Here is a 21259-nt window from a genome sequence, read left to right as displayed (position 1 = left end):
CTCAACCCTGCCCCAGGGCGCTGCGCAAGCGCACGCCCTGGCGCGACTCGGCCTGTTCCAGTTGCATGCAACGCTCCAGGAACAGGTACATATAGTCGTAGCTCTTGCAGATCGCCCGCTTCAGCTCGACCTGCAACGCCTTGCCCGGACTGTTACCCGCCAGGGTACAGATGATTTCCAGCGCTTCCCACGGATGGGCATCGTCGTACTGGGCATGCATCTTCAGCCATTTCATGGCGCGCTTGCGGCCTTCCTCGGGGAAACCCTCGGCATAGGCTCCGGTGGCACAGACCACCGCCGACCACTCGCCCACCGCCCCTTCGATCGCATAGTTGGTTGCCGCCATGGCCACCACCAGCGAATCCGCGGTGCAGGTGTGCCAGCACCAATCGCTGAGCGCCTGCAACTCTGCCGGCACATCCTGCGCCTGCAAGTCGTCAAGGCTTACGCCATGGGCTTCGCACCAGTGCACCCAGTAATCGGCATGGTTGAGTTCGACGCGGATGTTGCGCATCAGCCAGCGCCGCGCCATGTCTTCGCCAGGATGACGGGCGTAGCGGGTCTTGGTGAGGTTGTGGGCCATGTACACGGAGAATTGCTCGACCACTGGCCAACCCCCGATCAGGTATTGGTGCATGGTCGCGCTGCCCAGGCGGCCGTCGCGCATGCGCTGGTAGAGCTCGTGCTCCACCACCCTGCGCTTGCTGGCGCTGCATTCCTGGATCAGGCGCTGGGCCCAGAGGGGATAACTTGCGGCGTCCATCAATGGACCTGTCCGAATAAACGCATCAGTCACTGTCAGCTCCTTGTCCTTGTGATCTGGAAAGTGAGCGTCAGCGAAGCGTCCCCGGCGACCCGAACAGCAAGGGCCTGGCGGCGTCACGCTGACGCTGCAGGCTGGCACAGGAAAAGACCTGGGGTCGCTCGATCAGGAAGCCCTGGGCGTAGTCGACACCGATCTCCTGCAAGGCCTGCTGGATCAACGGTGTCTCGACAAACTCGGCGACGGTGCGTTTGCCCATGACGTGGCCGATGTGGTTGATCACCTCGACCATCGCCCGGTTGACCGGATCTTCGAGCATATCCTTGACGAAACTACCGTCGATCTTCAGGAAGTCTACAGGCAAATGTTTCAAATACGCGAACGACGACATTCCGGCGCAAAAATCGTCCAGCGAGAATTTGCAGCCCAGTCCTTTCAATTCGTTGATAAAACGAATCGCGCTGCCAAGATTGGCAATCGCACTGGTTTCGGTTATTTCGAAACAGATCAATTCAGGCGGAATGCCGTAGTCACTGAACTGCCGATGCAGGTATTCGAGAAACTTGTCGTCGCCGATGCTGTTGCCGGAAAGGTTGATCGAACACATGGCCAACGGACCTTCACGCCCTTCGTCCAGGCACTCGCGAATGATCGTGAAGACGCTGCGCACTACCCAGCGGTCCAGCGCGGTGATCAGGCCGAAGCGCTCGGCCGCCGGGATGAAGCTGTCGGGCTGAATGATCAGCCCGCTTTCGTCATGCAGGCGCAGAAGAATCTCAAGGTGCCCACCGCCATGGTCTCCAGGAGCGAGCGCGGCAATTTCCTGGGCGTACAGACAGAAGCGGTTTTCCTCCAGCGCGATGTGCAGGCGCTGGATCCAGGCCATCTCGCCGAAGCGCACCGACAACTCGGTGTCGTCCGCATGGTAGAGCTGGACCCGGTTGCGGCCTTTTTCCTTGGCCATGTAGCAGGCCATGTCGGCAGCCCGCAGCGCTGCTTCCAGTGAGTCCGGCGCCTGGTTCAAGTGCACCAGGCCGACGCTCACGGTATTCATGAACGGCCGCCCTTTCCACACGAAGTGCAGACTCTGCACCGCCTGGCGCAGGTTCTCGGCAATCCGCTCGGCCTGCTCGGGCGGGTAGTTCTGCAGCAGCACCCCGAACTCGTCGCCGCCCAGCCGCGCCAGCACATCACCCTCGCGCAACACCGATTGCAGCACCGCGCAGATATGCCGCAGCAACTCATCGCCAGCGGCATGACCGCTGGTGTCGTTGACCACCTTGAACTGGTCGAGGTCGAGGAACATCAGCGAATGCCGCCCAGCCTGACGGGCCAGATCGGTCAACGCCTGCTCCAGGCGATATTCGAACTCACGGCGGTTGGCCAGCCCGGTCAAGGCGTCGTGGGTCGCCTGCCAGGACAGGTTGGCGATGTACTGCCGCTCCTGGGTCATGTCATGCAGCACCAGCACGATACCGCTGACCCGCCCTTCGCTCATGATCGGCGCCCCGACCAGCGCCACCGAAACCGTGCTGCCATCCAGACGCTGGATCAGACGGATATGCTCGCTGCCCCCACGCAGGGCGCCGCTGAGGATGTGCTCGGTGAGGGTCAGGTTGTCCTTTTCGGCGTTGTCGTCGAGCACGCTGAACAACGCCGCGAGCGGCAGGCCATGGGCATGGCTGGCATCCCAGTGGGTCAGGTGCTCGGCGGCGGCGTTCATGTAGACGATGCAGCCTTCGACATCGGTGGTAATCACCCCGTCGCCAATCGAGGCCAGGGTGATCTGCGCCCGCTCCTTCTCGACCTGCAGGGCGCTGGCGAAGGCCTGGCGCTGGGCCAGCAACTTGCTCGAGCGCAACCAGGCCAGGGCGATCAGGAACAGCGCGGTGGCCAGGTTGGTCACCAGCAACAAGCGCAGCAACATCCGCGAACCTTCGCCCAGCGCGTCGCTGAAGGCGCGGGCCGCGGGCGTCACGGCTTCGTTGATCAGCACGATACGACGTTTCCAGTCCGCCAGGTCGCGGGGCGTGGCCCGGCTGTTGGCGATGCCCTGATGGATTTCACCGGCCAGGGTATCGAGTTCCTCCAGGAAACCGTCGCCCACCTGCCATAGGCCGATGGCCTGGTCCATGTAACTGACATGACGGAAGTTGAGGTAGAACCAGATGATGCTCGGCACGTCGTCCGGGTGATTGCCGCCGGCGAGAATGCCCTGACGCGCGGCCTCCAGGTCAGGAGGCTGAAGATCAAGCGCCAGGCGCAGGCGATGGCTGCCCTGGGGAATGGCCAGGGCTTGTTGGTATTTGCGGAAGTTTTCTTCGTCGCGGCTGTCGACGTACAGGCTCAGGTAGTAGATCGCGTCTTTCTGGCCCTTGGACCAGAGGCTTTCACCGCCGACGTACGCGCGCATGGCCGACATCGCATAAAGGCTGATACCGCCCAGCAATGCCTGGAACAGCACGACGGCTACAAATGGCCAGATGAGCCCCAGCAAACTGGGTGCTCCGAGCGTCCGTTTTCCCTTCATGAAGTCCCTTGCGGCATAGCCGGTGACGTGACTCACCCCGTTGTTTTCACAGACTAGGCCATTTGCCTTCATGGCAATAAGAGATTTCTGACACCGCACTACATGATGTCGCTATCAGCTTTGCTGCAAATGCCCATAGAGCTTGGCGTACAGGCCGCCCTCGGCGATCAGCTGCTGATGGCCACCATCCTCGGCCACATGACCACCGTCGAACACCAGCACGCGATCGGCCTGTTTCACCGCCGACAAGCGGTGGGCAATGATCAGCGTGGTGCGGGCACTGAGGAAGCGCGTCAAGGCGACATGCAGGTTGTATTCAGTCGCCGCGTCGAGGGCCGAAGTGGCCTCGTCGAGAATCACCACCTTGGGCTCGGCCAGGACCATCCGCGCAATCGCCAGACGCTGGCGCTGGCCACCGGACAAGCGCACGCCCGAACGGCCGACCACGCTGTCCAGCCCTTGGGGCAAGGCGCCAATGGTTTCGTCCAGTTGGGCGATGGCCAACGCCTGCCAGCAGGCGTCATCGGAACAATCGCGGCCCATGGTGAGGTTGGCGCGTACCGTGTCGTTGAACAGCGACGGGTGCTGCAGCACCACCGCGACATTCTCGCGCAGGGTTTCCAGACCGATCTCCTGCAGGGTCGCGCCGCCGAAACGGATGCTGCCGGCCTGAGCGCTGTACAAGCCCAGCAACAGCTGCACCAGGGTACTTTTGCCGCCGCCGCTGGCGCCGACGATCGCAACCTTCTCGCCGGGGGCGATGGACAGGTTCAACTGGTCCAGCACCGGCTCCTCGCCGTAGCCGAAGCGCAACCCGCGCACCTCGATGCCCACGGTGGTCTGGCCCTGGAAGGGATCGGTGCCGCCGGGGAACTGCGGCTCGTCGGCCCGTGCGAGCAGCTCGTTGATCCGGCTCAGCGCGCCGCCCGCCGCGTAGTAGGCGTATTGCAGGTTCAGCAACTGCTCAACCGGGCCGATCATGAACCACAGGTAACTGAACACCGCGAGCATCTGGCCGATGCTGAGGTCGGAGAACAGCACGGTAAGCATCGCCGCCGCGCGGAAGATATCGATACCGAACTGGAACAGCAGGCCACTGGCGCGGCTGCTCGCATCGCTCTTCCACTGCGAGGCCACCGCGTAGTTGCGTACGTCCTGGGCGCGCAGACCGAGGCGGCCGAGGAAATAGCCCTGGCGGTTGCCGGCGCGGATTTCCTGGATCGCATCGAGGGTTTCGGTCAGCGCCTGGGTGAACCGCGCGGTGCTGTCGTTTTCCAGTTTCTTCAGGTGCTTGACCCGCTTGCCCAACTGCACCGTGGCGAAGATCACCAACGGATTGAACAGCAGGATCAGCAGCGCCAGTTGCCAGTGCATCCAGATCAGGATCGCCGCAGTGCCGGTCAGGGTCAGCACCGCCACCAGGAAGCGGCTGAGGGTTTCGCCGACGAATTTGTCCACGGTGTCCAGGTCGGTCACCAGGTGCGTGGTGACCGTGCCGCTGCCGAGGCTTTCGTATTCGCTCAGGGAAATCCGCTTCAAGCGCTCGATCAGGCGGATACGCAAGCGGTAGACGATGTCCTTGGCCAGCCCGGCGAACAGCTTGGCCTGGACCACGTTGAAGGCCAGGGCGGAGCAGCGCAGGGTCAGGGTGAACGCCAACATCAGGCCGATATAGCCGGCCGCCACCTGCCAGTTGGCCGGCAGCAACTGGTTCATCCACTTCAGCGCTGCATCGCCGTGACCCAGCAGCACTTCGTCCACCAGCAATGGCAGCAACAGCGGAATCGGCACGCTGCACAGCGCCGCCAGTACGGCAACACCGTTGGCGGTCCACAAGGCTTTTTTGTGATGAAGGGCCAGGCGGCGGATTTCCGCCCAGCTCAAGCGATCGGCGGGCGCCGCCGCAGGCCCGGGGACCGGGTCGGGCGAGCCTGGCAGATCAAGCATAAGCGGCCCGCTCCAGCCAGCGACCCAGCAACGGTTCGAGGGCTTCCAGCGGCTGGTAGCCGTTGGTCAGCAAGGCAAGCTGGCCGTTGCGCTCGGCCAGCAGGGTGGGGAATCCGGCGATGCCCAGGTCCTGGACCCAGGTGATATCGGCGGCAGTGGCACTGCGCTGCTCGGGACTGGTGAAGGCTGCGGAGAAACGCGCGCGGTCGAACCCGGCCTGTTCGGCCAGTTCCACCAGCTTCGGCGCCAGGGTGACGTCTTCGCCATGCTGGTAGAACGCCTGCTGGATCAGCCCGAGCAGCGGCCAGACCGCTTGCGGATCAAGGCTGCGAGCGGTGACCAGCGCGCGGCAGGCCGGCTCGGTGTCGTAGACGAAGCCTTCCGGCATCGCGCCCTCGAGCTGGAACGGCTGGCCGGTGGCCTCGTTGACCGCCTGCCAGTGTTCGAGGATATAGCGCCGCGTCGAAGCATCCAGCGGCGAACTGCCGTTGCGCAGGCCGCCAGCCACCAGATGGGTTTCAACCCCCGCCTGCCCGGCCTGGGCGATCAAGGCGCTGGCCACCGGGGCGAATCCCCAGCACCAGGAGCACATCGGGTCCATGACGTAGAGCAGGCGAGCGGTCATGAATCACACCTCGGCTTTGCGGTAGTTGAACCCGATCGGGTGCGGCTGGTTGCGGGCCTTGGCCAGTTCGATCTGTTTCTGCCGGTCGATGGCGCTGCGGCGCGTCTTCTCGCTCAGGCTGTCCCAGCAATGCGGGCAACTGATACCTGGCGAATAGTGCTCCGAGGCCCGCTCGTCGGCGTTGATCGGGTGGCGGCAGGCGTGGCACTGGTCGTAGTCGCCTTCACTGAGGTCGTGACGCACGGTGACCCGGTTGTCGAAGACGAAGCAGTCGCCCTGCCACTTGCTCTGCTCCTGAGGCACCTCTTCAAGGTATTTCAGGATCCCGCCTTTAAGATGATAGACCTCTTCGAAACCCTCACCGAGCATATAGCTGGAGGCCTTTTCGCAACGGATGCCACCGGTGCAGAACATGGCGACCTTCTTGTGCCGCGACGGGTCGAAGTTGGCCTTGATGTAGTCGGGGAACTCGCGGAAGGACGTGGTCTTCGGATCGATCGCACCTTCGAAGGTGCCGATGGCCACTTCGTAATCGTTGCGGGTATCGATCAGCAGGACTTCCGGGTCGCTGATGATGGCGTTCCAGTCCTGGGGCTCGATGTAGGTGCCGACCGCCTTGTTCGGGTCCACACCTGGCACGCCCAGGGTGACGATCTCTTTCTTCAGCTTGACCTTGGTGCGGTAGAACGGCTGTTCGTCGCAGTACGACTCTTTATGGTCGACATCCACCAGGCGCGGGTCATTGCGCAGCCACGTCAACAGGCCATCTATGCCTTCGCGGGTGGCGGAAACCGTGCCGTTGATGCCTTCTTCGGCCAGCAGCAGGGTGCCTTTGACACCGTTGGCTTCCATGCAGGCCAGCAGCGGCTCGCGCAGCTCGACGTAGTCTTCGAGGGTGACGAACTTGTACAGCGCCGCCACGACAATGGATTGGGTCATGCTTGCAACTCTCCAGTGGTCACCCTCGTAAAGGGCGGACCGGGTCAAAAAATACAAATAAAAACGCGCCGACAAGCGGCGCGGGTGCGGATTCTAGCAAAACCTGAATTTGAAATCAGTGCTTGCTGCCTCCGGCGCAGGTGGGCGACGCCGGCGCGCTGCCGACTTTTTCCCATTCCTGCGGGGTGTAGGTGTGCAACGCCAGCGCATGGAACTGGCCCATCAGGTCGCCGAGGGTGGCGTAGACCTTCTGGTGCCGCTTGACGCTGTTCAGGCCTTCGAATTGCTCACTGACCAGCACCGCCTTGTAGTGGGTGTCCACGCCACGGCTGTGCATGTGGCTCTCGTCCAGCACCTGCAGGTGCTGGGGGGCCAGTGCTTGAAGGCTCTGTTCGATTTTCTGCTGCATCGACATGAACGGCCCCGCTTACGGCTTCTTGGCTGGAGCGGCGGCTTTGCCGGCGTTCGGGTCGAGTTCCTTGGTCATGTCATCCAGCAGCTTGTTGACCACCGGCACCGCGCTTTCCAGCTTCTGCTGGGTCAGTTGGGCCGATTGCTGGGTCACACGAGGCATGGTTTCCAGGACTTTCTTGCCCAGTGGCGACTGGTAGAAGGCCACCAGGTCTTTCAGTTCGCTCTCGGTGAAGTTGCTGGTGTACAGCTTGATCATGTCTGGCTTGAGCTTGTTCCAGCCGATGGCGTTATCCAGCGCAGCGTTGGCCTTGGCCTGGTAGCTGTCGAGCACGGATTTCTTCGAAGCAGGAGCTTTGGTCTGCTCGAAGCGCTGACCGAACATCTGCTGAACCTGCATGTAGACCGGGGTTCCGAGCTTGTCGGCGTGCGCCAGCACGAGGAATTTCTCGGCATTGGCAGCGTGGCTGGCGGCATCGGCGAAAACCTGGCCGCTGGCGCAAACCAGCGCGACAGCCGTGCAGAGGGCGCGAAGACGGGTCATCGAAATTCCTTAAAGAGTAAGTGAGTGTTTCCAGCGTAGAGCATTCTGCGCCGACGGGAGCATCTGCTCAATAGTACGAGAGACTATGGAACCGGCCCGCGTCATCAGGGCCTAAACTGCTTTGTCAGACCTTGCATCTTGCATAAGGAGTGGGTAGCGCATGAGCCGTATCGAAACTGACAGCCTCGGACCGGTCGAAGTTCCGGACCACGTTTACTGGGGCGCCCAGACGCAACGTTCCCTGATCAACTTCGCCATCGGCAAGGAACGCATGCCGCTGGCGGTGCTGCACGCCCTGGCGCTGGTTAAAAAAGCGGCTGCGCGGGTCAACGACCGCAACGGCGACCTGCCCGCAGCGATCGCCCGACTGATCGAACAGGCCGCCGACGAAGTGCTCGACGGCCAGCACGATGACCAGTTCCCGCTCGTCGTCTGGCAGACCGGCAGCGGCACCCAGAGCAACATGAACGTCAACGAAGTGATCGCCGGCCGCGCCAACGAACTGGCCGGCAAGGGCCGCGGCGGCAAGGATCCGGTGCACCCCAACGACCACGTCAACCGCTCGCAGAGCTCCAACGACTGCTTCCCCACCGCCATGCACATCGCCGCCGCCCAGGCGGTGCACGCCAATCTGTTGCCGGCGATCGCCGAACTGTCCGCGGGCCTGGCGGAGCTGTCGGCGCGGCACATGCACCTGGTCAAGACCGGGCGCACCCACATGATGGACGCCACGCCGATCACCTTCGGCCAGGAAGTCTCGGCCTGGGTCGCCCAGCTCGACTACGCCCAGCGGGCCATCCGCTCGGCATTGCCGGCGGTCTGCGAACTGGCCCAGGGCGGCACGGCGGTGGGCACCGGCCTCAATGCGCCACACGGTTTCGCCGAGGCCATCGCGGCGGAACTGGCGGCGCTGTCGGGGCTACCGTTCGTCACCGCACCGAACAAGTTCGCCGCGCTGGCCGGGCATGAACCGCTGACCAGCCTCGCCGGCGGCCTGAAAACCCTGGCCGTGGCGCTGATGAAGATCGCCAACGACCTGCGCCTGCTCAGTTCCGGCCCCCGCGCCGGCTTTCAGGAGGTGCGCTTGCCGGCCAACGAACCGGGCAGCTCGATCATGCCCGGCAAGGTCAACCCGACCCAGTGCGAGGCGCTGTCGATGCTGGCCTGCCAAGTGCTCGGCAACGACACCGCGATCAGCTTCGCGGCGAGCCAGGGCCATTTGCAGTTGAACGTGTTCAAGCCGGTGATCATTCATAACCTGCTGCAATCCATCGAGCTGCTGGCTGACGGCTGCCGCAACTTCCAGCAGCACTGCGTCGCCGGCATCGAGCCGGACCCGCAACAGATGGCCGCGCACCTGGAACGCGGGCTGATGCTGGTCACCGCGCTGAACCCGCACATCGGCTACGACAAGGCGGCGGAAATCGCCAAGAAGGCCTACAGCGAAGGCACCACCCTGCGCGAAGCGGCACTCTCGCTGGGTTACCTGACCGACGCCCAGTTCGATGAGTGGGTCCGCCCCGAGCAGATGCTCGAGGCGGGTGGCAAGGGCTGAGTCAACGGGCCAGGCGTGCGCGCCTGGCTCGCCAGCCGGCGCTGATCGACGGTCCCAGGGCGGTCAGCGCCGACCCCAGCACCACCACCAACGCACCGGCATACCCGAGGCCGTTGATCTGCTCGGCGGTTACATAATCCGGCCACAACCACGCGGCCAGCGCCACGGCGACGAACGTCACCAACGGCGTGAGCGCCAGGGTCGCGCTGACCCGCGAAGCCTCCCAGTGCGCCAGCGCCTCGGCGAACGCGCCGTAGGCAACCAGGGTGTTCAGGCAGCAGGCCAGCAGCAGCCAGCCTTGCAGCGCCGTCAGTTGCAGCACCTCCAGCGGATGCGCCCAAGGCGTCAGCAACAGCGCGCAGCACAGGTAGATCACCATCATCACCTGCATGGAATTCCACACCGTCAGCAGTTGCTTCTGGCCGAGGGCGTAGAACACCCAGATCGTCGACGCCAGCAGAATCACCAGCACGCCGGTGGTGTAGGCGCTGAGTGAGGTCAGCAATTCCTCCAGCCGCTGGTTGAAGAACAGCCCGAAACCCGCCAGCAACAGGGCCAGACCGACACCCTGCCCGGCACTGAAATGCTCCTTGAACAGAAACACGCTGCCGATCAGCAACAACACCGGCCCCACCTGCACCACCAATTGCGCGGTGCCGGCGCTGACCAACTTCAGGCCGATGAGATAAAGCACGTAATTGCCCACCAGGCCGAAGGTGCAGACCGCCACCAACAGCTTGCCGCGTCGCCCCAGCGGCGCGAACGACGGCAGCCGGCGGGTTGCCGCCAGCCACGCGAACAAGAGCCCGCCGGAGACCAGCAGGCGATACCAGGTGACGGTGATCGGGTCCATGACCAGCAGGACCTGCTTGAGCTTGACCGGAAGAATGCCCCACAGCAGGGCCGTCAACAGCGCCAGGAACAGACCATAGCCCCAGCGTCCGGAAGAGATATGCATTGATGGCCTCGATAACCCGGGGTGGTGGTTGGGTGTATGGCAACACACTGACAGCTGGACCCGGTGCGGTGCTGGTCCAGAAAGGACATCGCGCCCCTTCAAAAGGCCGGGGCTTCTCGCGGGAGCTGGCCAACCAGCTCCCCCAAGCCGCTATCTATTTCTTGTGTTTGCGAAACGCCGCTTCCAGCGCGTCGTTGATGGTGCGCAGTACTTTCACCCGGGCCCAGCGCTTGTCGTTGGCTTCCACCAGGGTCCAGGCGGCGATTTCGGTGCTGGTGCGGTCGACCATATCGCCCACCGCGTTGGCATACAGGTCCCATTTGTCGCGGTTGCGCCAGTCTTCCTCGGTGATCTTGAAGCGCTTGAACGGGATCTGCTCGCGCTCCTGGAAGCGCTCCAGTTGGGTCTGCTGGTCGATGGACAGCCAGAACTTCACCACCACCACGCCGGCATTGCTCAACTGCTCTTCGAAATCGTTGATCTCGCCGTAGGCGCGCATCCAGTCGGCCGGCGTGCAGAAGCCCTCGACCCGCTCCACCAGCACCCGCCCGTACCAGGAACGGTCGAAGATGGTGAACTTGCCGCGTGCCGGAATGTGCCGCCAGAAGCGCCACAGATACGGCTGCGCGCGTTCTTCCTCGGTCGGTGCGGCGATGGGAATGATGCGGTACTGACGCGGGTCCAGCGCCGCGGCCACCCGGCGGATCGCCCCGCCCTTGCCCGCCGCGTCATTGCCTTCGAACACCGCCACCAGCGAATGGTGCTTCATGCGCTTGTCGCGCAGCAGCCCGGCCAGGCGTGCCTGCTCGCTGAGCAGTTGGTCCTGGTAGTCGTTCTTGTCCAGCCGCACGCTCAGGTCGAGGCTGTCCAACAGGCTGAGCTGGTCGATGCTCTCGCCCAGCGGGGCAATGTGGGTGGGCTGCTTGATCGTGCCTTCGGTCTTGAGGGCGTTTTGCAGACCCTCCAGCAGAATCCGCCCGACCGCCAGGCTGCGGTAATGCGGGTCCGAGCCTTCGATCACATGCCATGGCGCATAGTCGCGGCTGGTGCGACGCAGCACCCGCTCTCCGAAGCGCACGAAGCGGTCGTAGGTTTCCGACTGCTGCCAGTCCAGCGGGCTGATCATCCAGCGGCTGTGCGGGTCAGCCTTGAGCGCCTTGAGCCGCCCCTTCATCTGTTTCTTGGACAGGTGGAACCAGAACTTGAAGATCAGCGCGCCTTCATCGCAGAGCATCTGCTCCAGGCGCTCGGCGCCGCTGATGGCCTGGTCCAGCACCGCGTCCTTGAACTGGCCATGAACCCGCCCCTGCAGCATCTGGCTGTACCAGTTGCCGAAGAACACGCCCATCCGCCCCTTGGCCGGCAGTGCCCGCCAGTAGCGCCAGGCCGGTGGCCGGGCCAGTTCTTCATCGCTCTGCTGGTCGAAGGTGCGCACCTCGATCAGCCGTGGGTCCATCCATTCGTTGAGCAGCTTGACCGTCTCGCCCTTGCCAGCGCCCTCGATGCCGTTGATCAGCACGATGACCGGGAAACGTGCCTGCTGCTTGAGTTCGAACTGCGCTTCGAGCAGCGCCTCGCGCAGGGCGGGCACTTCGGCGTCGTAGGTTTCTTTGTCGATCGCGTGACCGATTTCAGCGGATTCAAACATACCAGGCTCCCTTCTTGGATAAGCAAGACTAGCGGATCGCCATCGATTTTGTCGCTGCCGTGCGCGAGCTTGCGCCAGGTCAAACGGCCGCCGGGCGATCAGCTAGAATGCGCCATCCGCTGTAGCCGAGCCCGCCATGACCGACACCCCCGCCCCACGCCACGCCCAGATCGACTGGGACGAACAAGGCCGACCGCATTCGCGGCAGTACGACGACATCTATTTCTCCAAGGACCAGAGCCTGGCGGAAACCGAGCACGTGTTCATCGAGCAGAACGACCTGCGCGAGCGCCTCAAGGCCCTGGCGCCGGGAAGCGGCCTGACCATCGGCGAAACCGGCTTCGGCACCGGCCTGAATTTTTTCTGCGCCTGGCAGTTGTTCGAGCAACACGCGCCCGCCGATAGCCGCCTGCATTTCATCAGCGCCGAGAAGTTTCCCCTCAGCCGCGACGACCTGCGCCGCGCCCTGGCGCTGTGGCCGGAACTGACAACCTTCAGTGAGCCGCTACTGCAGCAATACGTCGCGGTGCACGAGGGTTACCAGCACTTCCTCTTCGATAACGGCCGGGTCAGCCTGACCCTGATGATCGGTGACGCCAGCGAGCAGTTCGGCAAACTGGACGGTCAGGTCGACGCCTGGTTCCTCGATGGCTTCGCCCCGGCGAAAAACCCCGACATGTGGACCCCGGAGCTGTTCGCCCAGGTCGGCCGGCTTTCCGTGCCCGGCACCACGCTGGGCACCTTCACCAGCACCGGCTGGGTGCGCCGGGCGCTGATCGCGGTGGGCTTCAAGATGAAGCGCATTCCCGGCATCGGCAAGAAGTGGGAAGTGCTGCGCGGACGCTTCGAAGGCTGGCCGGAGGATCAGCCCGCCCCGGCTCCCGTGGCGCCCTGGTATCGCCGACCGCCGGCGCTGTCCGGCCCGCAACAGGCGCTGGTGATCGGTGCCGGGCTGGCCGGTTGCGCCAGTGCCGCGAGCCTCGCCGCGCGCGGCTGGCAGGTCGAGCTGCTGGAACGTCACGCCGGCCCGGCGCAGGAAGCCTCGGGCAATCCGCAGGGCGTGCTGTACCTGAAACTGTCGGCCCACGGCACCCTGCTCTCGCAACTGATCGTCAGCGGCTTCGGCCATACCCGGCGTCTGCTGGAGCGCTTGCAGCGCGGCACCGACTGGGACGATTGCGGCGTGCTGCAACTGGCCTTCGACGACAAGGAAGACCAGCGCCAGGCCGTCCTGGCCGGCGCCTTCGACGATGAGCTGCTGCAACGCCTGGACCGCCAGCAGGCCGAGGCCGTGGCCGGCGTGGCCCTGGCCAGCGGCGGGCTGTTCTACCCGGAAGGCGGCTGGGTACATCCGCCGGCACTCTGCCGCTGGCAGTCCGCGCAGCCCAATATCCGCCTGCTCACCCACCATGACGTGCTGCAACTGCGCAAGGTCGATGGCCTCTGGCAAGCCTGGGACGGCGAGCGGCTGCTGGCCTCGGCGCCGGTGGTGGTGCTGGCCGGTGCCGCCGATATCCAGCGCTTCGAAGGCTGCGCCGGCTTGCCGCTCAAGCGCATACGCGGGCAGATCACCCGCCTGCCGGTCACCGCCGCCAGCCAGGCGCTGAACACCGTGGTCTGCGCCGACGGCTATGTCGCGCCGTCGCGGCATGGCGAACATACCCTCGGCGCCAGCTTCGATTTCCACAGCACCGACCTGACCCCGACCGCCGAGGAACATCACAGCAACCTGGAGCTGCTGCGGGAGATCTCCGCCGATCTGGCCGAGCGGCTGGATATCGAACACCAGGACCCGCAGCGACTGGAAGGCCGCGCAGCGTTTCGCTGTACCACCCCGGATTACCTGCCGCTGGTGGGGCCGGTGGCGGATGCGCCGAGGTTCGCCGCGACCTATGCGGCCCTGGCGAAGAACGCCCGGCAGGTTCCCGAGGCGGACTGCCCGTGGCTGGAGGGGCTTTATGTGAACAGCGGACACGGTTCTCGCGGGCTGATTACCGCGCCGTTGTGCGGGGAATTGGTGGCGGCGTGGATCAACGGCGATGCACTGCCGGTGCCGCGGGAACTGGCGGAGGCCTGTCATCCGAATCGGTTCATGTTGCGGGAATTGAAGCGCGGTAGCGGGAGGTAAACGAGCTTCGCGAGCAAGCTCGCGCCTACCGGGGGCGAGGTCGGGCGCAGGCGGAGTTGTCTCGGTCCGGCATTTCCACTTATTCCATATCGATCTAAAACTCCCAGGATTCGCACCGGTCAGTTTCTGAGTGCCCACCTTTCGGGCACCTTCCCCAACGGCAAAACCGGTAAGGACTTATGTGCGGATTAGCTGGAGAGTTTCGTTTCACCCCTGTAGCCACCCCTTCGCGCCCGGCGGACCTCGCCGCGGTTGAACGGATAACCCATCACCTGGCACCTCGCGGCCCCGACGCCTGGGGCTTCCACAGCCAGGGGCCGATCGCCCTGGGCCATCGTCGCCTGAAAATCATGGACCTGTCCGATGGCTCGGCCCAGCCCATGGTCGATGCGCAACTGGGCTTGTCGCTGGCCTTCAACGGTGCCATCTACAACTTCCCGGAACTGCGCAGCGAGCTGGAAAGCCTCGGCTACGTCTTTTATTCCGGCGGCGACACCGAAGTGCTGCTCAAGGGCTATCACGCCTGGGGCGAACAGCTTCTGCCACGGCTGAACGGCATGTTCGCCCTGGCGATCTGGGAGCGCGACCGCCAGCAACTGTTCCTCGCCCGCGACCGCCTCGGCGTCAAGCCGCTGTACCTGTCGCGGACCAACGAACGCCTGCGTTTCGCCTCGACCTTGCCGGCCCTGTTGAAAGGCGGCGATATCGACCCGGTGCTGGACCCGGTAGCGCTCAATCACTACCTGAACTTCCATGCCGTGGTGCCAGCACCCCGCACCCTGCTGGCGAATATCGAGAAACTGCCGCCAGCCACCTGGATGCGTATCGACGCCCAGGGCCGCAGCCAGCAGCAACAGTGGTGGAGCCTGCATTACGGGCCCCACACCGATGAACAGGACCTGGGCCTGGAAGACTGGCGCGACCGCGTTCTGGACAGCACCCGCGAGGCGGTGGCGATCCGTCAGCGCGCGGCCGTCGATGTTGGCGTGCTGCTCTCGGGCGGCGTCGATTCCAGTCTGCTCGTGGGCTTGTTGCGCGAGGCCGGGGTCGAGGACCTGTCGACCTTCTCCATCGGCTTCGAGGACGCCGGCGGCGAACGCGGCGACGAATTCCAATACTCCGACCTGATCGCCAAACACTACGGCACCCGTCACCACCAGTTGCGCATCGACGAACGCGAGATCATCACCCAGTTGCCCGCGGCCTTCCGGGCCATGAGCGAGCCGATGGTCAGCCACGACTGCATCGCCTTCTACCTGCTGTCGCGGGAAGTGGCCAAGCACTGCAAGGTGGTGCAGAGCGGCCAGGGCGCCGACGAGCTGTTCGCCGGTTATCACTGGTATCCGCAGGTGGATGGCGCGCAGGACCCGCTGGCGGCTTACCGCGCCGCGTTCTTCGACCGCAGCCACGACGAATACCGCGACACCGTGCAACTGCCCTGGCTGCTGGAGCACGACGCCGCCGGTGATTTCGTCCGCGAGCACTTCGCCCAGCCCGGCGCCCGCGAGGCGGTGGACAAGGCGCTGCGCCTGGACAGCACGGTGATGCTGGTGGATGACCCGGTCAAGCGGGTCGACAACATGACCATGGCCTGGGGCCTGGAAGCGCGCACGCCGTTCCTCGATTACCGCCTGGTCGAGCTGTCGGCGCGGATTCCGGCGCGCTTCAAGCTGCCCGACGGCGGCAAGCAAGTGCTCAAGGAAGCTGCGCGGCTGGTCATCCCAAGCGAAGTGATCGACCGCAAGAAAGGCTATTTCCCGGTGCCCGGCCTCAAGCATCTGCAAGGCGCGACCCTGGACTGGGTGCGCGAATTGCTGCTCGACCCTAGCCAGGATCGCGGCCTGTTCAACCCGGCGATGCTCGACCGCCTGCTGAGCGACCCGCATGGCCAGCTCACACCATTGCGCGGTTCGAAACTGTGGCAACTGGCGGCCCTCAACCTGTGGCTCAGCGAACAAGGAATCTGACCGATGAAGCCTCACACTTCCGCCTACGGCCAACGCTTGCTGCGCGGCCAGGTGCCGTCCTATGAACGGCTGCAGGCGCGCCTGGCCGGTGACGGCAACGAACCCAGCGACGAGCCCCGCGCCCTGCATTGCGGCTGGGGCCGGTTGCTGGTCGGCCACACCTATTCCGAGCCGGCCCTGCTGGCCGCCGCGCTGCTCGAAGAACAACCCGGCGAGCGCGATATCGCGCTCTATGTCGCCGCCCCGCAACAAGTGCTGGCCCAGGCGCCGCAGCAACTGTTCCTCGATCCGTCCGACACCCTGCGCCTGTGGTTCAGCGACTACCGCCCGGCGCAGCGGGTGTTCCGTGGTTTCCGCATCCGCCGCGCGCAGAGCGACGAGGACTGGCAAGCGATCAACACGCTGTACCTGACCCGCGGCATGCTGCCGGTGAACACCGCCCTGCTGACCCCGCGTCATCTCGGCGGGCCGGTGTACTGGCTGGCCGAGGACGAAGACAGCGGCGCGGTGATCGGCAGCGTCATGGGCCTGAACCACCACAAGGCCTTCGACGACCCGGAGCTGGGCAGCAGCCTCTGGTGCCTGGCGGTGGACCCGAACACCACCCGGCCAGGTGTCGGCGAGGTGCTGGTGCGCCACCTGATCGAGCACTTCATGAGCCGCGGGCTCAGCCACCTCGACCTCTCGGTGCTGCACGACAACCGCCAGGCCAAGCGCCTTTACGCCAAGCTCGGCTTCCGCAACCTGCCGACCTTCGCGGTCAAGCGCAAGAACGGCATCAACCAGCCGCTGTTCCTCGGGCCCGGTCCCGAAGCCGGACTCAATCCCTACGCGCGGATCATCGTCGAGGAAGCTTATCGCCGCGGCATCGATGTGCAGGTGGATGATGCCGATGCCGGGCTGTTCACCCTGATCCATGGTGGGCGCCGGGTGCGTTGCCGCGAGTCGCTGAGCGACCTGACCAGCGCCGTCAGCATGACCCTCTGTCAGGACAAACACCTGACCCACAAGACCCTCGCAGCCGCCGGCCTGAAGCTGCCGGCCCAGCAACTGGCGGGCAGCGCCGATGACAACCTGGCCTTCCTCGAAGACCACGGCGCGGTGGTGGTCAAGCCGGTGGATGGCGAACAGGGCAACGGCGTTGCCGTCAACCTGAGCAGTCTCGACGAACTCAACCACGCCATCGAACAGGCCCGTCGCTTCGACAGCCGGGTGCTGCTGGAAAGTTTCCACGAAGGACTCGATCTGCGCATCGTGGTGATCGGTTTCGAAGTGGTGGCTGCGGCGATCCGCCACCCGGCCGAGGTGATCGGCGATGGCCTGCACAGCATCGGCGCGTTGATCGAAGCCCAGAGCCGTCGACGCCAGGCCGCAACCGCTGGCGAAAGCCGCATCCCGCTGGACGACGAAACCGCGCGCACCCTGCACGCCGCCGGCCTCGACTACCACAGCGTGCTGCCCGCCGGGCAGCGCCTGGCGGTCCGCCGCACCGCCAACCTGCACACCGGCGGCTGCCTTGAAGACGTCACCGTGCAATTGCACCCGACCCTGGTCGACGCCGCGATCCAGGCCGCCCGCGCCCTCGATATCCCGGTGGTCGGGCTGGACCTGATGGTCCGCGCCGCCGATCAGCCGGAGTACGTGTTCATCGAAGCCAATGAACGCGTTGGCCTCGCCAACCACGAACCTCAACCCACTGCCGAACGTTTCGTCGACCTGCTGTTTCCCCACAGCCGGCCCACGCCATGAACCAAGGAGTGCGTATGCCCGCCCCACTACCCGAACCGGACCTGAACTACCTGCAGAAAGTCCTGCTGGAAATGCTCGCGATCCCCAGCCCCACCGGCTTTACCGACACCATCGTGCGCTATGTCGCCGAGCGCCTTGAAGAACTGGGCATCCCTTTCGAACTGACCCGCCGCGGCACCATCCGCGCCACCCTCAAGGGCCGCAAGAACTCCCCGGACCGCGCCGTCTCCGCGCACCTGGACACCATCGGCGCCAGCGTACGCAACCTGCAAGACAACGGCCGCCTGGGCCTGGCGGCGGTGGGTTGCTGGTCGAGCCGTTTCGCCGAAGGCAGCCGGGTCAGCGTGTTCACCGACAACGGCGTGTTGCGCGGCAGTGTGCTGCCGCTGATGGCCAGCGGACATGCCTTCAACACCGCCATCGACCAGATGCCGGTGAGCTGGGAGCACATCGAAGTGCGCCTGGACGCCTACTGCGCGACCCGCGCCGACTGCGAGTCGCTGGGGATCAACATCGGTGATTTCGTCGCCTTCGATCCCTTGCCCGAGTTCACCGAAAGCGGCCATATCAGCGCCCGGCACCTGGATGACAAAGCCGGCGTCGCGGCATTGCTGGCGGCGCTCAAGGCCATTGTCGAAAGCGGCCAGCAGCCGCAGATCGACTGCCATCCGCTGTTCACCATCACCGAAGAAACCGGCTCCGGTGCAGCGGGCGCCCTGCCCTGGGATGTCAGTGAATTCGTCGGCATCGACATCGCCCCGGTCGCGCCCGGCCAGCACTCCAGCGAACACGCCGTGAGCGTGGCGATGCAGGATTCTTCCGGGCCTTACGACTACCACCTGTCGCGGCACCTGCTGCACCTGGCCCATGAACACAACCTGCCGGTGCGGCGCGACCTGTTCCGCTACTACTTCAGCGACGCCCACTCGGCGATCACCGCTGGGCACGATATCCGCACCGCGCTGCTGGCCTTCGGTTGCGACGCGACTCACGGTTATGAACGCACCCATATCGACAGCCTCGCGGCGCTGAGCCGATTGCTGGGCGCGTACCTGCTGAGCCCACCGGTGTTCGCCGCCGACTCGCAGCCGGCGGGGAGTTCACTGGAGCGGTTCAGTCATCAGCTTGAGCATGACGCGCAGATGGAGAGTGATACGCGGGTGCCGGCGGTCGAGGAGGTGCTGGGCAGGCGGGATCAGTGAGTTGAATTGAGGGCCTCATCGCTGCGGTTCGGCGGCCCGACACTTCAGCGATGAGGCCCGAAAGAACAAACACAGGTAGCATGTGCCATCCCCCTCCCCCAAGGCCTGCTCCAGATGCTGATCCCCTACGACCAACTCGAAGCCGAGACCCTGACCCGCCTGATCGAGGATTTCGTCACCCGCGAAGGCACCGACAACGGCGACGACACCCCGCTGGAAACCCGCGTACTGCGGGTTCGCCAGGCGCTGGCCAAGGGTCAGGCATTCATCCTCTTCGACCTCGAAAGCCAGCAGTGCCAGTTGCTGGCCAAGCACGATGTGCCCAAGGAACTGCTCGACTGACCCGACGGCTCAACTGGCCGCCTCCTTCTCCAGTTGCTCGGCCAGGCGCTTGTAGATCTCCGCGCGATGAATCTCGACATCACGCGGCGCGCTGATACCGAAACGCACGGTCCCGCCATCCACGGCCAGAACCTTGAGCTTGATGTCGTCGCCGATGTTGATGACCTCGCCTATTTCACGTCCTATAACCAACATTCCCGAATCCTCCATTTCAAGGTGAATTCGGAGACTGGCTGTCGGGGTAGTCCGCTTCAATGGTCTGATCTTGAAAGAGAGACGACCTACGCGACTAACGGAAATGCCCTACACATTCTTCCCACAAGATCAGCCCGCGCTGTGGAACCTCGGCCCCAGCAGGATGACCGTCGCACCCGCCACACAGAGCAACCCGCCGATCCAGTCGCTGCCCAGCGGCCGGCCGCGCTCCACCAGCGCCAGCCAGAGCAATGAAGTGACGATATAGATTCCGCCATAGGCGGCATAGGCACGCCCGGCGTAAGCCGACTCGACACGGGTCAGCAGCAGGGCGAAGAGGGTCAGGCTGAGCAGCGCCGGGGCGATCCACCAGGCGCTCTTGCCCAGGCGCAGCCACATGTAGAAGGCGTAGCAACCGGCGATCTCGAACACCGCCGCGAGGAAGAACAACAGGTAATTGACCACAGGTATCCCCAAGGCTGGCAAAGCGCCGAGGATACCCGATGCCGCCGCTCAGGATTGTGGCTGACGGCCTTTGGCGCGCATTTTCTCCGCCATGCTCGCCATTTCGTCGTAGAGCGCCTGCGGATTGTGCTGCTTGAGTTGCCAGGCCATCCGGCCCTGCTCGTGCGGCAGGATCATGAACTGGCCGCGAGCGACCTGCTGGTAGATGTACTCGGCGATATCGGTGGCGCTGATCGGCGAGCTTTCCAGCAACTTGCCGACCTGGGCCTTCATCGCCGGCGTCGGGCCGCGGAAAGAGTCCAGCAGGTTGGTCTGGAAGAACGACGGGCAGACCACATGCACCGCCACGTCGAGTTGCCGCAGTTCCACCAGCAGACTCTCGGACAACGCCACCACGCCGGCCTTGGCGACGTTGTAGTTGCTCATCGCCGGGCCCTGCATCAGCGCGGCCATGGACGCGATATTGATGATCCGCCCCTTGCTGCGCTCCAGCAGCGGCAAGAACGCCTTGCAGCCCTTGACCACGCCCATGAGGTTGATCGCGATCTGCCAGTCCCAGTCCTCCAGCGACAGCTCGGCGAAGAACCCGCCCGAAGCCACGCCGGCGTTGTTGACGATCACATCGATGCCGTCGAAGTGTTCTTCGCAGGCCTGGGCCAGGGCGATCAACTGGCTGTAGTCGCGGACATCGCAGCGCTGGATAAAGCCGCTGCCGCCGGCCTCGCGGACCAGCGCCAGGGTCTGTTTGAGGCCTTCCTCGCTGACATCGCTCAATGCCAGACGCCAGCCCTCACGGGCCCAGCGCAGGGCAATTTCACGACCCAGTCCGGATCCCGCGCCAGTGATCATCATGCGGTTCTGCATAGCCAGCTGCCTTGTGTGCTTGACGGTGAAGGCCAGTGTAGCGAAGGCTCTGCGCCGGCCCACGCGGTATCAGGTTGCTGAATGGCACGGGCAAAAAAAGGCGTGAATTGCGGGGCTCTCCAAGAGGCAAAACGTGAGGTTAATTAAACTTTTCCCTCACGGCAGGAGTCGCAATTACAAGCGGGCCTGAAAGCCAGGTCTGCCCATCCGACCGAAACCAGAGGAATCGTCATGGGCACAATTCTAATCATCATCCTGATCCTGCTGCTGATCGGTGGCCTTCCGGTATTCCCGCACTCCAGAAGCTGGGGCTACGGACCATCGGGCATCATCGGTACCGTGCTGATCGTCCTGTTGATATTGCTCTTGCTCGGCTACATATGACCCGCGTCTGAACCGCCTCCCGCAGGCAAAAAAAAGACAGCCC

Annotated in this window: 19 protein-coding genes; 7 read left to right on the top strand and 12 right to left on the bottom strand. The window is 64.4% G+C overall.

All coding sequences use genetic code 11. The features are described from left to right. Position 1 precedes the first annotated feature (1 nt). From CKW37_RS09725 to CKW37_RS09695, 7 genes are all read right to left on the bottom strand, one after another. Positions 2–796, bottom strand: a complete 795-nt coding sequence (locus tag CKW37_RS09725; protein ID WP_095155488.1) for a TenA family transcriptional regulator — start codon at positions 794–796, stop codon at positions 2–4. 37 nt (positions 797–833) lie between these two features. Next, positions 834–3293, bottom strand: a complete 2460-nt coding sequence (locus CKW37_RS09720; protein ID WP_095155487.1) for an EAL domain-containing protein — start codon at positions 3291–3293, stop codon at positions 834–836. 114 nt (positions 3294–3407) lie between these two features. Further along, positions 3408–5240, bottom strand: a complete 1833-nt coding sequence (locus CKW37_RS09715) for an ABC transporter ATP-binding protein (protein WP_095155486.1) — start codon at positions 5238–5240, stop codon at positions 3408–3410. After that, positions 5233–5865, bottom strand: a complete 633-nt coding sequence (locus CKW37_RS09710) for a DsbA family protein (protein ID WP_095155485.1) — start codon at positions 5863–5865, stop codon at positions 5233–5235. Before CKW37_RS09710 ends, CKW37_RS09715 begins: the two co-directional genes overlap by 8 nt. Positions 5866–5868: 3 nt before the next feature. Then, positions 5869–6804, bottom strand: coding sequence for a rhodanese-related sulfurtransferase (locus tag CKW37_RS09705; protein WP_095155484.1), 936 nt, complete (start codon positions 6802–6804; stop codon positions 5869–5871). A 115-nt stretch (positions 6805–6919) separates the two neighbouring features. Continuing rightward, positions 6920–7219 (bottom strand): BolA family transcriptional regulator, encoded by a 300-nt coding sequence (locus CKW37_RS09700; RefSeq protein ID WP_095155483.1) that lies wholly within the window; start codon positions 7217–7219, stop codon positions 6920–6922. A gap of 12 nt (positions 7220–7231) precedes the next feature. Beyond that, positions 7232–7759 (bottom strand): DUF2059 domain-containing protein, encoded by a 528-nt coding sequence (locus CKW37_RS09695; RefSeq protein ID WP_095155482.1) that lies wholly within the window; start codon positions 7757–7759, stop codon positions 7232–7234. 160 nt (positions 7760–7919) lie between these two features. Here CKW37_RS09695 and CKW37_RS09690 point away from each other — a divergent pair, with 160 nt between their 5' ends. Then, positions 7920–9314, top strand: a complete 1395-nt coding sequence (locus CKW37_RS09690; protein WP_095155481.1) for a class II fumarate hydratase — start codon at positions 7920–7922, stop codon at positions 9312–9314. A 1-nt stretch (position 9315) separates the two neighbouring features. On the opposite strand, the gene CKW37_RS09685 is transcribed toward CKW37_RS09690, so the two are convergent. Both CKW37_RS09685 and pap read right to left on the bottom strand, forming a co-directional pair. Beyond that, positions 9316–10272: a DMT family transporter gene (locus CKW37_RS09685; protein WP_095155480.1), complete on the bottom strand. Its 957-nt coding sequence runs from the start codon at positions 10270–10272 to the stop codon at positions 9316–9318. 154 nt (positions 10273–10426) lie between these two features. Further along, positions 10427–11920 carry a polyphosphate:AMP phosphotransferase gene (pap, locus tag CKW37_RS09680; protein WP_095155479.1) on the bottom strand — a complete coding sequence of 498 codons (1494 nt, stop codon included), beginning with the start codon at positions 11918–11920 and terminating at the stop codon, positions 10427–10429. 136 nt (positions 11921–12056) lie between these two features. On the opposite strand from pap, the gene mnmC reads away from it, so the two are divergent. The 5 genes from mnmC (at position 12057) to CKW37_RS09655 (ending at position 19308) form a co-directional block, all read left to right on the top strand. Beyond that, positions 12057–14048, top strand: a complete 1992-nt coding sequence (gene mnmC / locus CKW37_RS09675; RefSeq protein WP_095155478.1) for a bifunctional tRNA (5-methylaminomethyl-2-thiouridine)(34)-methyltransferase MnmD/FAD-dependent 5-carboxymethylaminomethyl-2-thiouridine(34) oxidoreductase MnmC — start codon at positions 12057–12059, stop codon at positions 14046–14048. A gap of 179 nt (positions 14049–14227) precedes the next feature. Continuing rightward, the gene (locus tag CKW37_RS09670; RefSeq protein ID WP_095155477.1) at positions 14228–16015 is read left to right on the top strand and encodes an N-acetylglutaminylglutamine amidotransferase; all 1788 of its coding nucleotides are present in this window, start codon (positions 14228–14230) and stop codon (positions 16013–16015) included. A 3-nt stretch (positions 16016–16018) separates the two neighbouring features. Further along, positions 16019–17764, top strand: a complete 1746-nt coding sequence (ngg, locus tag CKW37_RS09665; protein ID WP_095155476.1) for an N-acetylglutaminylglutamine synthetase — start codon at positions 16019–16021, stop codon at positions 17762–17764. Between the two features lie 14 nt (positions 17765–17778). Further along, entirely contained in the window at positions 17779–18966 is a 1188-nt protein-coding gene (locus CKW37_RS09660) for an osmoprotectant NAGGN system M42 family peptidase (protein WP_095155475.1), read from the top strand. 114 nt (positions 18967–19080) lie between these two features. Further along, a complete protein-coding gene (locus CKW37_RS09655; RefSeq protein WP_095155474.1) occupies positions 19081–19308 on the top strand; it encodes a YheU family protein in 228 nt (75 codons plus the stop codon). Between the two features lie 9 nt (positions 19309–19317). Here the strand turns inward: CKW37_RS09655 and csrA are convergent, their stop codons facing one another. The 3 genes from csrA to CKW37_RS09640 form a co-directional block, all read right to left on the bottom strand. Then, positions 19318–19503: a carbon storage regulator CsrA gene (gene csrA / locus CKW37_RS09650; RefSeq protein ID WP_095155473.1), complete on the bottom strand. Its 186-nt coding sequence runs from the start codon at positions 19501–19503 to the stop codon at positions 19318–19320. Between the two features lie 129 nt (positions 19504–19632). Continuing rightward, positions 19633–19968 (bottom strand): YnfA family protein, encoded by a 336-nt coding sequence (locus tag CKW37_RS09645; protein WP_095155472.1) that lies wholly within the window; start codon positions 19966–19968, stop codon positions 19633–19635. 48 nt (positions 19969–20016) lie between these two features. Next, positions 20017–20832, bottom strand: a complete 816-nt coding sequence (locus CKW37_RS09640; protein WP_095155471.1) for an SDR family oxidoreductase — start codon at positions 20830–20832, stop codon at positions 20017–20019. Between the two features lie 225 nt (positions 20833–21057). Here CKW37_RS09640 and CKW37_RS09635 point away from each other — a divergent pair, with 225 nt between their 5' ends. Next, entirely contained in the window at positions 21058–21216 is a 159-nt protein-coding gene (locus CKW37_RS09635; protein WP_175652484.1) for a DUF3309 family protein, read from the top strand. Positions 21217–21259: the final 43 nt, after the last annotated feature.

This window comes from Pseudomonas sp. Irchel 3E13 (assembly GCF_900187455.1).
In the GTDB taxonomy this organism is placed as follows: domain Bacteria; phylum Pseudomonadota; class Gammaproteobacteria; order Pseudomonadales; family Pseudomonadaceae; genus Aquipseudomonas.
Note: the sequence above shows the minus strand (reverse complement) of the source record. Positions and strands in the feature narration are given on the sequence as shown.